13 protein-coding genes and 1 pseudogene are annotated in these 13,324 nt (G+C 65.4%); 12 read left to right on the top strand and 2 right to left on the bottom strand.

Features of this window, described 5'->3' with window-relative positions; translation table 11 throughout:
• Positions 1-52 precede the first annotated feature (52 nt).
• The 7 genes and pseudogenes from G6N68_RS23615 to G6N68_RS23645 all read left to right on the top strand — a co-directional run bounded on the left by G6N68_RS23615 (position 53) and on the right by G6N68_RS23645 (position 6,450).
• Positions 53-1,195, top strand: a complete 1,143-nt coding sequence (locus G6N68_RS23615) for a phosphotransferase (RefSeq protein WP_163717510.1) — start codon at positions 53-55, stop codon at positions 1,193-1,195.
• A 138-nt stretch (positions 1,196-1,333) separates the two neighbouring features.
• On the top strand, positions 1,334-1,714 hold the full coding sequence (locus G6N68_RS23620) for a carboxymuconolactone decarboxylase family protein (protein WP_163717512.1): 381 nt from the start codon (positions 1,334-1,336) through the stop codon (positions 1,712-1,714).
• Between the two features lie 26 nt (positions 1,715-1,740).
• Positions 1,741-2,627 (top strand): annotated as a pseudogene (locus G6N68_RS23625) (NAD(P)-dependent oxidoreductase).
• 256 nt (positions 2,628-2,883) lie between these two features.
• Positions 2,884-3,975: an amidohydrolase family protein gene (locus G6N68_RS23630; RefSeq protein ID WP_163717514.1), complete on the top strand. Its 1,092-nt coding sequence runs from the start codon at positions 2,884-2,886 to the stop codon at positions 3,973-3,975.
• Positions 3,976-4,023: 48 nt separating this feature from the next.
• On the top strand, positions 4,024-5,169 hold the full coding sequence (locus tag G6N68_RS23635; protein WP_163717515.1) for an amidohydrolase family protein: 1,146 nt from the start codon (positions 4,024-4,026) through the stop codon (positions 5,167-5,169).
• Between the two features lies 1 nt (position 5,170).
• Positions 5,171-5,563, top strand: coding sequence for a Rieske (2Fe-2S) protein (locus tag G6N68_RS23640; protein ID WP_163717516.1), 393 nt, complete (start codon positions 5,171-5,173; stop codon positions 5,561-5,563).
• 20 nt (positions 5,564-5,583) lie between these two features.
• A complete protein-coding gene (locus G6N68_RS23645; RefSeq protein WP_163717519.1) occupies positions 5,584-6,450 on the top strand; it encodes an alpha/beta fold hydrolase in 867 nt (288 codons plus the stop codon).
• Between the two features lie 15 nt (positions 6,451-6,465).
• Here G6N68_RS23645 and G6N68_RS23650 read toward each other — a convergent pair whose 3' ends face one another.
• On the bottom strand, positions 6,466-6,921 hold the full coding sequence (locus G6N68_RS23650; protein WP_163717520.1) for a hypothetical protein: 456 nt from the start codon (positions 6,919-6,921) through the stop codon (positions 6,466-6,468).
• 36 nt (positions 6,922-6,957) lie between these two features.
• Here G6N68_RS23650 and G6N68_RS23655 point away from each other — a divergent pair, with 36 nt between their 5' ends.
• Both G6N68_RS23655 and G6N68_RS23660 read left to right on the top strand, forming a co-directional pair.
• Positions 6,958-8,268 carry an NADH-ubiquinone oxidoreductase-F iron-sulfur binding region domain-containing protein gene (locus G6N68_RS23655; protein ID WP_163717522.1) on the top strand — a complete coding sequence of 437 codons (1,311 nt, stop codon included), beginning with the start codon at positions 6,958-6,960 and terminating at the stop codon, positions 8,266-8,268.
• Positions 8,265-8,564 carry a ferredoxin gene (locus tag G6N68_RS23660; protein WP_163717524.1) on the top strand — a complete coding sequence of 100 codons (300 nt, stop codon included), beginning with the start codon at positions 8,265-8,267 and terminating at the stop codon, positions 8,562-8,564. Before G6N68_RS23655 ends, G6N68_RS23660 begins: the two co-directional genes overlap by 4 nt.
• A gap of 21 nt (positions 8,565-8,585) precedes the next feature.
• Here G6N68_RS23660 and G6N68_RS31645 read toward each other — a convergent pair whose 3' ends face one another.
• Positions 8,586-9,710 carry an NHL repeat-containing protein gene (locus G6N68_RS31645; protein WP_163717526.1) on the bottom strand — a complete coding sequence of 375 codons (1,125 nt, stop codon included), beginning with the start codon at positions 9,708-9,710 and terminating at the stop codon, positions 8,586-8,588.
• A gap of 191 nt (positions 9,711-9,901) precedes the next feature.
• On the opposite strand from G6N68_RS31645, the gene G6N68_RS23670 reads away from it, so the two are divergent.
• The 3 genes from G6N68_RS23670 to G6N68_RS23680 are packed head-to-tail and all read left to right on the top strand — an operon-like array spanning position 9,902 to position 13,253.
• On the top strand, positions 9,902-11,563 hold the full coding sequence (locus G6N68_RS23670) for a thiolase C-terminal domain-containing protein (protein WP_163717529.1): 1,662 nt from the start codon (positions 9,902-9,904) through the stop codon (positions 11,561-11,563).
• On the top strand, positions 11,560-12,447 hold the full coding sequence (locus G6N68_RS23675; protein ID WP_163717531.1) for an alpha/beta hydrolase: 888 nt from the start codon (positions 11,560-11,562) through the stop codon (positions 12,445-12,447). Before G6N68_RS23670 ends, G6N68_RS23675 begins: the two co-directional genes overlap by 4 nt.
• The gene (locus G6N68_RS23680) at positions 12,447-13,253 is read left to right on the top strand and encodes an NAD(P)-dependent oxidoreductase (RefSeq protein WP_163717533.1); all 807 of its coding nucleotides are present in this window, start codon (positions 12,447-12,449) and stop codon (positions 13,251-13,253) included. The genes G6N68_RS23675 and G6N68_RS23680 overlap by 1 nt, the downstream gene beginning before the upstream one ends.
• The last annotated feature ends 71 nt before the right edge of the window (positions 13,254-13,324 follow it).

Below are 13,324 nucleotides of genomic sequence, written 5' to 3' on the forward strand. Positions count from 1 at the left end.
ATTGTCAATTAGGCGGCCTGGCCCGCCCTCAACATCTCGCAATCGGACAAGCATGAAAAACCGCGTGACACCAGCTATTTCGGCATTCGGGCTGGCCACTCACCTGGGCCGGGGAGCGAGCCGCATCGTCACCGACGCGGTCCTCGGCAGCCGCGTCGGCCTACCCCGGACGATCGACCAGGTCAACGCCTCCGTGCTGTCCAGGGTCATGGGAACCGCCGTCCGGACCGTCCGCGTCCTCAACAGCGACGCCGGGACCTCGTCCCGGGGACGACTGGTCCTGACCGGGAGACACGTCCCCGACTCCGTCTTCGTCAAGCTCACGGCGGCAACGGCCGCGACCCGTATGGTGGGCGAGCTAGGCCGACTCGGGCACACCGAAGTCCGCTTCTACCGTGAGCTCGCACCGCATATCTCCGGTGTCCCCGAATGCTACGGCGCGGCATTCGACACCTGGACCGGCCGCTACCTCCTGGTCCTCGAGGATCTGCCTGCTTCGTGCGAATTCCCCGACACGCTGCACCCGCTGTCCATCGACCAGGCCAGCCTGGTCGTCGAATTGCTCGCCGAACTGCACGCCACCTTCTGGGACCGGCTGCCGCGCAACGGAAGCAGCCGGTTGGGTTGGCTTTACACGCCCTCCGGTGACGACACTTCGCTGTTGACCGGCACGTTGATGAAGGCGTCGCTCAAGCGCCTCACCGAGCGCAGCGAGGGCTCGGTCAACCTGGATTACGACCAGGGCCGCCTCATCGCCGACAACTACCGTGCGGCCGCCGCCGTCATCGACGCTCCCCCGCACACCGTCATGCACGGTGACGCCCACCCAGGCAACATCTACTTCCGGGACGGCCGGGCGGGACTGCTGGACTGGCAGGCGGTACGGCGCGGACACGCGTCGCGGGAACTGGCCTACACGCTGATCACCAGCCTGACGCTCGAAGACCGGCGGGCGGCCGAACGCGATCTGCTGGACCACTATCGCCGGGCGCTGGCCGCGTGTGATGGTCCCGACCTGGATCGCGATGAGCTGTGGCTGCGGTACCGCCAAAGCGCGCTGTACGCATATGTGGCTCCGCTGATCGTCGCGGGCATGGGCGGGATGCAGGCCGAAGACATCGCCATGGAGGGCTTGCGGCGCGGGGTCGGGGCGATCGATGACCTGGAAACGGTCGCCGCGCTCAAGAGCGCCTAGCCAACCTGACTCAGCGCGCGCCGCACCTCTCACCGCCGAGCAGACGCAAAATCCCGTTTTCACCGGTCGCATTTGGGTACATTTGCGTCTGCTCGCGGCTAGAACGCAGTCTGCGACCGGTCACGGAGGAGTTGGGCGTTGGACAGCGAAACATATCAGCGGGGCCGCCAGATCCGTTCCGAAGTTCTGGGCAAGGACTACGTGGACAAAGCGATCGCCGAGGCCGACGAATTCACTGGCCCCCTGCAGGATCTGATCACCGAATATTGCTGGGGCGCGGTGTGGGGACGCGACGGCCTAACCCGCAAGACGCGCAGCATGCTGAATCTGGCCATGACGTCGGTGCTCAACCGCCCGCACGAACTTCGCACACACCTAAGGGCCGCCCTGACCAACGGTGTTACCCGCGAGGAAATCCGGGAGATCTTCCTGCAGGTCGCCATCTACGCCGGAGTGCCCGCCGCCGTTGACAGCTTCCGTACCGCGGGCGAGTTCTTCGCCGAGCTCGACGATCGTTAGGCGGATCGAAAGCGAGGCAGGTCGCGATGGAACTGGGCTTTATCGGCTTGGGCAACATCGGTTTTCCGGTTGTGCGCCGCCTCATCGAAACGGCCATCACGTGGTTGCCTTCGACACCCGTGACGAGGCACTCGATCGGGTGGCCACTCTCGGGGCACAACGAACGACATCCCCCAAGCAGGTCGCCGATCGTGCCGAGACCGTGCTGGCCAGCCTGCCGTCGCCCGCCGCGTCGTTCGATGTGGCGACCGGCGCCGCGGGTGTGATCGAAGGCTCGCGGGTCAAGCGGTACGTCGACCTGTCGACGGTGGGTAGTCAGACCGCCGTGCGAATCCACGACCTCCTCGCCGAGCGGACCATCGTCGCGCTGGACTGCCCGGTCAGCGGCGGTGTTCGCGGCGCCGAGAATGGGGCTCTGGCCCTGATGTTTTCCGGACCGCGCAACGAATTCGACAAAGTGCGAAGCATCCTCGAGACATTCGGTCGACCGTTCTACGTCGGCGACATCCCCGGGTCTGCGCAGACCATGAAGCTCGCCAACAACATTCTGGCGGCGAACGTGTTGGTGGCGACGGCGGAAGTGCTGGTGATGGGCGCCAAGGCCGGTCTTGACCCTGACGTGATGCTCGAGGTGATCAACGCAGGTTCGGGCGGGACGAGCGCGAGCCGGGACAAGTTTCCGCGGGCGGTTCTGCCACGCACCTTCGATTACGGGTTCGCCACCGGGCTGATGGTCAAGGATGTGCGTCTGTATCTGGACGAAGCCAGGGCGCTTGGGGTGCCCGTCGACGTCGCCGAGACGATCGGAAGGCTGTGGGACGCCGCGGAGGCCGACCAGGGCCCGGATTCGGACTTCACGACGGTGATCAAGCCCTTCGAAAAGGCCGCCGGCGTGATCGTCGGTAGGTCGTAGGTAGATCGCAGGCGCTCGGCGGACGGGCAACCTCGCTGACGTGCGCGAGACCTGTTGACGAATCGGAGAATGGTATTATACCTATTGAAGAACGACACTTGCACAATACACCCGAAAAATAGCCTCTACCAGGCCCGATTGCTAACCGAATTGCTTACCAATGATCCGTTGATTGGCAGCCGACGAGAATGTTAGATTACCTATCAACTGACCCCTCGGGTTTCCCCGTGGCTACCAAAGCCGGAGGGCGGCTTTCGTGATCGAACATGCTGACGGAACACGCACGCCGCTCATTGACGCCAGCGTCCACATCTTCCATCCGTCCAACAAAGACCTGCGCAGCTTTCTGCGTGAGCCGTTCAAAAGCCGCGGTTTCCCCGACTACGAAATGGACTGGTACCAGGCCCCCGGCGGGGAGTATCTGCCGAGCGCCTTCGGACCGAACCGCGAATATCCCGGTTCAAGCGTGGAAATCGTTGCCGAAGAACTCTTTTCGAAGCGTGGCGTCGACGTAGCGGTCCTGCATCCCATGGGCCGCGGCATCATGCCCGACCGTCACCTCGGCAGCGCCCTGCACGCCGCCCACAACGAGATGCTGGTGTCGCGCTGGCTGGAGTCCGACGAGTTCGGCGACCGGTTCCGCGGCACCATCCGCGTCAATCCCGACGATATCGCCGGCGCCCTGCGCGAGCTGGCAAAGTGGCGCGACCACCCCCGCGTGGTGCAAATCGGCGTCCCGTTGCAATCCCGCGAGCTATACGGCAAGCCGCAGTTCTGGCCGCTGTGGGAGGCCGCCGCCGAAGCGAACCTACCGGTGGCGGTACACATCGAGGTCGGGTCGGGCATCGCCTATCCGCCGACCCCGTCCGGCAACACCCGAACTTACGAGCAGTACGTCAGCTTCATGGCGCTGAACTACATCTATCACCTGATGAACATGATCGCCGAGGGCGTGTTCGAACGGTTTCCGACCGTGAAATTCGTCTGGGCGGACGGTGCCGCGGACTTCGTGACACCCTTCATCTGGCGGATGGACACGTTCGGCCGACCGCACCTCGAACAGACGCCGTGGGCACCACGGATCCCGAGTGACTACCTACCCGGCCACACGTATTTCGTCCAGGGCGGCCTCGACGGCCCGGGCGATGCCGACTATGCCGGGCAATGGATGAGCTTCACCGGCAAGGACGACATGGTGATGTTCGGCTCCAGCTATCCGCACTGGCAGTGCGCAGACGTCAGCAAGCTACCGCCGGCGCTGTCCAGCGAGCAGCGCGAGAAGCTCTGCTGGCGCAATGCGGCCAACCTCTACGGGATCGACATCGCCGCCGACCTGGCTAGATCGTAGGGGCGGTCGCAGAATGAGAAGTGAACAAGGGAGACGAGGGAGTCCAGGATGACGCTGACCCATATGCACGAGCGTGTCCCCGCCGCCGAGCGCATCGCCGTCCGGTGCGTCGACTCCGATGTCCACCCGGTGCCCAAGCGCGGAGAAATCACTCAGTACATCCCGGAGCCGTGGCGCAGCAAGTACTTCCTCGCCCGCAGCGTGGGTGAGCAGATCTACTACGACGCACCGGATTACGCGCACGCCTACGCGATGCGCGTGGACACCTTCCCGCCCGACAACGAGTTCCCGGGCAGCGACCCGGATATGGCGTTTCGCCAGTTGATCATGGAGGCCGGCGCGGACATTGCCATCCTGGAACCCGCCGCGTATCCGGCACGCATCCCGGAGGCCCAGCATGCGATGTCGGTCGCGCTGAACGACTGGCAGGCCAACCATTGGCTGGACAGCCACAACAACTGGCACCAACGGTGGCGGGGATCGATCTGTCTCGCCATCGAGGACCCGGAAGCGTCGGTTCGCGAAATCGAGCGCTGGGCCGGCCACCCCTACATGGCACAGATTTTGATCAAGGCCGAGCCGCGGCCGTCCTGGGGGAACCCGAAATACGACCCGATCTGGGCGGCTGCCACCAAGCACGACATCACGGTGAGCTGCCACCTGTCGCGCAGCCACTTCGAGGAGCTACCCACCCCCCCGGTGGGCTTCCCCAGCTACAACCACGACTTCATGGTCACCTACTCACTGCTGGCGGCCAACCAGGTGATGAGCCTGATCTTCGACGGCGTCTTCGACCGATTCCCGACGTTGCGCATCGTCTTCGTCGAGCACGCGTTCACCTGGATCCTGCCGCTGATGTGGCGCATGGACGCGATCTACGAGGCCCGAAAATCGCGGCTGGACATCAAGCGCAAGCCGTCGGAGTACGTCAAGAGCAACATCAAATTCACCACCCAACCGCTGGACTATCCCGAGGACAAGACCGAGTTGACTCGCGCGTTGGAATGGATGGAGTGCGACAAGATCCTGTTGTACTCGTCGGACTACCCGCACTGGACGTTCGACGACCCACGCTGGTTGGTCAAGCATCTGCCGAAAGCGGCCCGGGACGCCGTGATGTTCAAGAACGGCATCGCGACGTATCACCTCCCGGAAACCGTTCCGGTGCTCGAGGGTCAAGTTCGGGTTCACTGAGTTGGAAGAACAAGTAAAACGGCCCCGCCTCGCCCAGGGCCGCGAGCACGTTGTCGCAACGGTCGACGAGATCCCGCCCGGTACCCACAAATTGGTACCGATAGGGCGGCACGGCGTGGGTGTCTACAACGTCAACGGCAACTTCTACGCCATCGCGAATTACTGTCCACACCAAGGTGGTCCGTTGTGCTCGGGACGAGCGCGAGGACTGACCGCCGTCGACGAGACCGCCCCCGGAGATGCGGTGATGGTGCGCGACCTGGAATACATCTACTGCCCCTGGCATCAATGGGGTTTCGAGTTGGCGACGGGAACCACGGCGGTGAAACCGGAATGGAGCATCCGCACCTACCCGGTGCGCGTCGTGGGCAATGACGTGTTGGTGATGGCGTGACGACGCAACAGGAGAATCGCGTGTCCTCACTCGAGGTGAACGGTGGCCGGGTTGTCTACGAAATCCTGGGTGAGACCGGCGATCTCATCGCCCTGACACCGGGTGGTCGATTCAGCAAGGACATCGACGGCCTGCGCCCCCTGGCCGAGGCCCTCAGAGACGGCGGCTACCGCGTGCTGCTCTGGGACCGCCCCAACTGTGGCGCCTCCGACGTGCAGTTCTATGGACAGAGCGAATCACACATGCGCGCCGAAACTTTGCACAAACTGGTGACGGGGCTGGGGTTCGAGCGGTGCATCTTGGCCGGAGGATCCGGCGGCGCAAGGGATTCCATGCTGACCACGATGCTCTACCCGGATCTGGTCACCAAATTGGTCGTGTGGAACATCGTCGGCGGCATCTACGGCACCTTCGTGTTGGGCTCGTACTACATCATCCCGAACATTCTTGCGGTGCGCGGCACCGGAATGGACGGCGTGATCAAACTGCAGGAGTGGCGCGAGCGCATCGCACAGAATCCCGCCAACGAGAAGCGTTTTCTCGACTTCGACAAGGACGAGTTCCTCCAGGTGATGCTGCGTTGGCTCAACGCATTCGTGTCCAAGCCGGGCCAGACGATTCCCGGCGTCGACGACGAAATGTTCGACCGGATAAAGGTCCCCACGCTGATCATTCGTGGCGGGGAAAACGACCTGGATCACCCCAAGCGGACGTCACTGGAAGTCAGTTGCCTGATCAAGGGATCCAAACTCATCGACCCGCCCTGGCCCGAGGATGCGTGGGAGCGGGCATCCGAAGAACGCGCGTCGGGCAAGGTCAAGCACTTCAACATGTTCGACACGTGGGTGCTGGCGGCACCGGCGATCCTGGAATTCCTGGACTCCTAAGGGCCGCCGATGATCTCACCGCGTGCGAATGTGGACCTCGCAGTTCAGCGACGCCTCCAGCGCCGTGTGGATGCGGCTTTCCGGAACCCGCTCGAGGTCTTCTTCGCGCAGGGTCACATAGACGATGTCGTAGCCGTCGTTCCCGGGCTCGCGAATGATCTCACCGGTGAGTCCGAACCCGGCCAATACGCCGTGCGCGTCGTCATCGGTGCCGCGACTGACGAAGGTGACCACGCCCGGCACCGGAGAAGTGTTGAAGGCCTTGGCGCACAGTTCGATCGCGGTTTTCTTGGCGGATTCGACGTCGTCGCCGGTAACGAGCAGCTCCACAGCGCGGCTTACATCCCTGCGAGCCAGGTCGACGCCGACCTCGCTGACCAGCCTGAGGAGGACCGTCATGCCGTCGCGTAGTTCCTCGGCCGCCAGCACACGGTCTGGGTCGACATTGACCCGCACCACCGCCGTCCGCATGCGAGCTAGCCTAATCACCGTGGAAGTCGGCAAGCCATGAACACCACCGAAGCCGCCGTCAAGACGGCCGCCTGGCCGGGTTGTCCGCCCCGGCTGCTGCGGGAAAGTCTTGGACCAGAGGACCTAGCGGCGTATCGCGAGCAGGGTGGATATCTTGCGCTCACCGACGCCGAAATGCTGCTGAAGGAAATTGAATCCGGCGGATTGGTCGGCCGAGGCGGCGCCGCGTTTCCGCTGGGATTGAAGCTACGCGCGGTGCGGGACAACGGGCGGGTTGCCGGCGGTTCGGTGGTTGTCGCGAACGGCGAAGAGGGAGAACCGGCTTCGATCAAAGACCGCTGGCTGTTGCGCAACCGACCGCATCTGGTGCTGGACGGACTGCGCTTGGCCGCGGCGATCGTGGCCGCTGATCACGCCTACGTCTACGTGTCCGACCCGGATGCGGCGCACAGCGTCGAAGCCGCCCTCAACGAACTGGACTCGGACACCCTTGGCGGTGTCGGCGTCGAATTGCGGTCGGTGCAGCCGGGTTACGTGGCCGGTGAGGAAACCGCTGCTGTCCGCGCCATCAACGGCGGCCCGGCCAAACCGACCGACAAGCCGCCGCGCCCTTTCGAAGTGGGCGTCAACGGGCGGCCAACGCTGGTGAGCAATGTCGAAACCCTCGCCAATGTGCCCTACCTACAACGCCACGGCGCGACGGCGTTTCGCGCCCAGGGAACGGTGATGTCGCCGGGAACCTTTCTCGCCACCATCACCGGCGCCAACCGGCCCCCGATCCTGTATGAACTGCCGCACGGCCTGCCGTTCGCCGAACTGCTGGCATTGCACGGTGTTTCGGCTGAACAGGTGCGCGGCGTGTTGATGGGCGGCTACTTCGCCGGGCTACTCAATCGGGTGGTGCTGGATACCTCCCTCGACCACGAGACCATGCGGGGGCTTGGCAGCGGACTGGGCTGCGGCGCAATCTCTCTCATCACCGACGACTGCCCGGTCGCGGTCGCCGCTTCGGTGTTGGCATACTTCGACCGCGAAAACGCCGGTCAGTGCGGGTCATGTTTCAACGGCACGGCGGCCATGGCGGCCGTCGGCGGCGCGTTGCGGGATTTCGCGGCGACCTCCGAGGATCTGGAACGGCTGCGCCGATGGTCAGTGGTGTTGCGCGGACGCGGCGCGTGCGCAACCTTGGACGCCGCCACCAATGTCGCGGCGACGCTGCTCGACCAGTTCCCCGAAGAGGTGGCCCATCACCTCGACGGCACCTGCCCGGACTGCGCGAGTGGCGCGTTCCGCGCCGAGCGTCCCTACCAGGCCTCCGAGGCAGGAAAGGCGGTGCGCGACTTATGAAAATCCGCCTGGACCGCACCGTTTGCGACGGTTTCGGGCTGTGTGCCAAGCATGCACCCAACTATTTTTCGCTCGACGACTGGGGCTACGCGTGCGTGATCGGGGATGGCACCGTCGCACCGGCGGACCACGATGCGGTCATGCGGGCCCTGCTGGACTGCCCGGTGCATGCCATCACCGAAATCGGTGACCGCCAGCCCACGGTCACGCACCCGCCGGGCCCCGCTGCCGACGAAGATCCCGCCGAGCACCTCAAAACCGAAGCGAACGAGGCACAGTGGGGCTTTACCCGCTAGCCCGGTAGCCCGGGGTGTGCTTCAGCCGATCTGAATCTTGAGTACCTGGCCTTCGGAGAGTGCGTACAGGTAGCGGTCCTCGTTGTCTATCACCAGGTCGGCCACTTCCTTCCCGGCCTCGTAGAAAACCGTCTGACGGGATGAGCCGGCCGCCAGGTTGACGATTCGGTGATTGTTGCGGTCGGCGACGTAGACGTTGCCGTTGCGGTCCACCGCCACCCCGGTCGGGCAATTGAGGCCGGTGAACGGCAGCACCGTCGGGGATTTCGAACCTGCCGCAAGCTTGAGCACCCGGTTGCTGGAGAAGTCGACGACGTACAGGGCGCCAGCGGGGTCCAACGCCAGAGCCTGAGGCATTTTGAGGTTCTGGAACGGCAGCACGGTCGCCGCGCCGGCACCCGCGGCCAGCTTCAACACCCGGCGGCCGTAACTGTCGGAGACGAAGACGTTGCCGCCCTGATCGACCTTCACGTCGGTTGGGCCCTTGAGGCCTTTGAAGGGCAGCTCGGTGGGTTTGGACGAGCCGGCCTTGAGTTGCAACACCCGATTCTGGACGTAATCGACCACGTAGACGGCGCCCTTGCGATCCACCGCGATCCCGCTGGGTTGTTTGAGCCCTTTGAACGGCAGCGCCGTCGGGTTGGACGACCCGGCCACCAACTCCGAGATTTGGCCGTCGCTGTCAGCGATGAAAACGGCGCCCGAGCTGTCCACCGCAATCGCCGACCCGACCTCCAGCGTGGGCAACGGCAGCGCGACCGGGGGCGCCAACGGCGCCGACGGCGGTCCCGACGACATCGGGGCAGACGACCGCGAACTCGCCTGCGTACTTGGGACATTGGAGCCACCGCCAGATGTAGCGACAGCCAGTACTACGACGAGGATCACCGCGATGACGACGGCGGCGGCGACGCCGGCAAAAAGTGCAAGCTTCGCGTTCCGCGACATTCCCGGCTGCGGGGGCGGTGGCGCGAAGTGTTGCGGTTGCGGGTACGGCACCGGACCGTAAGGCGGCCACTGGGGCGGCGGCTCGCTGCCGTACGGCTGCGGGGGCGCCGGTGCTGGTGGCGGCGCACCGAACATCGGCGGGCCCGGGGGTGGCACAGGCGTGTTCGGGTAGTGACCGAACGGTGTCCCCTCTTCCAACGACCCTCCCCGTTTGTTCGCTGTGGACCACCCTAAGGAAATCGGCGATCCGTCGCCACGCAACCCGGCAAAGGACGAGCGGCCGGAGCACGGCCACGCCGCGGCGCTGCCTGGTACACGCCACTTGACGGGTGATAACGTAATTCTCAGTTTCGCATAACGGTCCTACCACCCCAGCCCGCGGAGGTGACGTGTCGGCGAACCCCGGACGCCCGCTGCCCCTTATCACCGACCAGAACGAATTCTTTTGGACTTCGGGAGCCGACGGCACGCTCAAATTTCAGGAGTGCCGGGCTTGTGCGTCGCTGATCCATCCGCCCGCCCCGGTGTGCCGCTACTGCCGTTCCCGGGACATCGGCGTACGAGCGGTGTCGGGGAAGGCGACGCTGTCCGGGTTCACCGTGAACCACCGGTTCAGCCTGCCGGCGCTGCCGGCCCCCTACGTCGTCGCGCAGGTGGCGATCGTCGAGGATCCCCGGGTTCGGCTGACCACCAACATCGTCGACAGCGATCCCGACCAACTGGAAATCGGCCAACCATTGGAGGTCGTCTTCGAGCAGGTCGAGGACGTCTGGCTGCCACTGTTTCGGCCAACGGCGGACGAGGAGCCCGGCCCGTTGCCGGTCGACGAGATCGCCCCGGAGCGCTTCGGCGAGTACGTGCGCCCCATGCTCACGACGGAGAAGTTCGAGGACAAGGTCGCGATCACCGGCATCGGCATGTCGCCGATAGGTCGCCGATTGATGGTGCCGCCGCTGTCCCTGACGGTCCAGGCCTGCGAAGCCGCTGTCGCCGATGCCGGGCTGACGTTGGACGACATCGACGGCCTGTCCACGTACCCCGGAGGCGGCAACCTCGGCGGGTTCGCCGAAGGCGGGGTTACCGCGCTCGAGGCGGCGTTGGGTATCCGGCCGGCGTGGCACAACGGCGGCATGGAGACCTTCGGGCCCGGCGGCTCGGTGATCGCCGCAATGCTCGCGGTCGCAAGCGGCCTGGCCCGTCATGTGTTGTGCTTCCGAACCCTGTGGGAAGCGACCTTCAACGAGCTGATGAAGCAGGGCAAGATCACCCCACCATTCGGTGGGGGCCGCACCGACAGCTGGCAGTATCCGTTCGGCGCCACCTCGGCCGCACACACCCTGGCGATCAATGCCCAGCGGCACTTCCACCGTTACGGCACAACGAAAGAGACGCTTGGCTGGATCGCGCTGAACCAACGTGCCAATGCCGAGCTCAACCCGACCGCGGTCTACCAGTCGCCGATGACGATGGAGGACTACCTCAACGCGCGGCCGATCACCACGCCGTTCGGCCTCTACGACTGCGACGTTCCGTGTGACGGTGCGATCGCCGTGATCGTCTCGGCCGTTGACGCCGCACGCGATCTCGCCAAACCGCCCGTGCTGGTGGAGGCGGTCGGGACGCAGATCATCGAACGCATCGACTGGGACCAGAGCACACTGACCCACGAGCCCCAGGTGCTCGGCCAGGCCGCGCACGTGTGGACCCGCACCTCGCTGCGGCCCGCCGACGTCGATGTCGCGGAGCTCTACGACGGGTTCACCATGAACTGCCTGTCCTGGATCGAGGCACTCGGGTTCTGCGGTATCGGTGAGGCCAAAGACTTTCTGGACGGCGGCAAGAACATTGCCCGTGACGGCGTGCTGCCGCTCAATACCCACGGCGGGCAGCTGTCGCACGGCCGCACCCACGGCATGGGCCTGGTACACGAGGCCGTCACCCAACTGCGCGGGGAGGCCGGTGCGCGCCAGGTCGCCGGCGCCCGCGTCGGTGTGGTCAGCAGCGGCGGGTTGACTCCGAGCGGCGTGATCCTGCTGCGAGCCGACCAATGAGCAGCCCGCCCCGCCCGCGGGTCGTCATCGCCGACGGCGTCCCGATGTCCGGCGTCATCACCGAGGCCGAAAGCCCGAAAGCGGTCGTCGTGGCCATCCATGGCGGCGGCACCACCGCCGTCTACTTCGACTGCCCCGGGCATCCCGAATTGTCTTTGCTGCGAATGGGTCCCACGCTGGGGTTCACGGTGATCGCCCTCGACAGACCGGGCCACGGTAGCTCGGCGCCTTACCCGGAGGCCGTGCAAACGCCGCAGCAACGCGTCGACCTCGCCTATGGCGCCGTCGACCGCATTCTGGGGCAGCGGCCACGCGGTGCGGGGTTGTTCTTGCTGGGCCATTCGGGCGGTTGCGAACTTGCGACGCGGATGGCGGCCGACGAGCAGCGCGGGCCCGCCCTGTTGGGCCTGGAACTCGGCGGCACCGGGCGGCGCTATCACGACGCCGCCAAAGAAATCATGAAAGCTGCTGCGATCAAGGAGCGTCCGCCCGGTACGCGGGAGTTGCTGTGGGAGCCGATGCGGCTCTACCCGCCCGACATTCTGCGCGGCATCACCAACTCGTCGGCATCACCGCCCTACGAACGGGATGTGGCACTGAACTGGCCGCACACCTACTTCCCTGAACTGGCGCCGTCGGTTCGGGTCCCGGTGCGATTCACCCTGGGCGAGCACGACCGGGTGTACCGCAGCGACGACGAGAATCTGTCCGAAATCGCCGAAATGTTCACCCAAGCACCACTTTTCACCGCCAACACGCAGCCCGATGCCGGGCATAATCTCAGCCTCGGCCTCAACGCCGCGGACTACCACCGCAAGGTGTTCGCGTTCGTGGACCAATGCGTGGCGGCGCGTTCGTCGGGTGACGCCGCGGAGGCCGGTTGATGCGCGTCGGATTCATCGGCTTGGGCAGCCAGGGCGCCCCAATGGCACGGCGGATCATCGACGCCGGTTTCCCGACCACGCTGTGGGCCCGCAGGCCCGAAACCCTCGAGCCATTCGCCGATACCCCGGCGCAGGCCGCCGAGTCACCGGCGGACCTCGCCGCCGCCAGCGATCTGGTTTGCGTGTGCGTTGTCAATGACGCCGACGTCGAGGAGATCGGTGGCAGGGTGTTGGCCGGACTGGCGCACGGCGGCATTATCGCGGTGCACAGCACCGTGCATCCGCAAACTTGTCGTGAGTTGGCCAAGAGGGCTGCATTACAGGGTGTTTCGGTCATCGACGCTCCGGTCAGCGGCGGTGGTCCGGCCGCGGCGAAGGGCCGCCTGCTGGTGATGGCCGGGGGCGATGCCGACGTTGTGCAACGCTGCCGCCCCGTCTTCGAGTCCTACGCCAACGCGGTGGTTCACCTCGGCGAGCTGGGTTCCGGGCAAACCGCCAAGCTGCTCAACAACCTGCTGTTCACCGCCAATCTGGGCACCGCGGCCACCGCACTCTCGCTGGCCAGGGCCTTGGGCGTCGCACCCGGGCGGCTCACCGAGGTCTTTGCCCGCAGCAGCGGTAACAGTTTTGCGCTCAACACCATTGGCGGCACCGACAATCTGGACCGGATGGCCGGACTCGCCGGCGGGCTGCTGCAGAAGGACGTCCGGCTCATCGCCGACCTGGCCGACGAGGCCGCCGCCCGGGCGGGAGTCGTGCTCGATGCGGCCGATGCCGCGCTGGCGCTCATGGAGTATCCGCGATGAACACCGGCGCGACGGTCGGATCATTTGCGGTGCGCCCCGACACCGCTACCGTTAGCGTTACAGTCAGTGAT

Origin of the sequence: Mycobacterium bourgelatii (assembly GCF_010723575.1) — a bacterium.
Classification (GTDB): Bacteria; Actinomycetota; Actinomycetes; order Mycobacteriales; family Mycobacteriaceae; genus Mycobacterium; species Mycobacterium bourgelatii.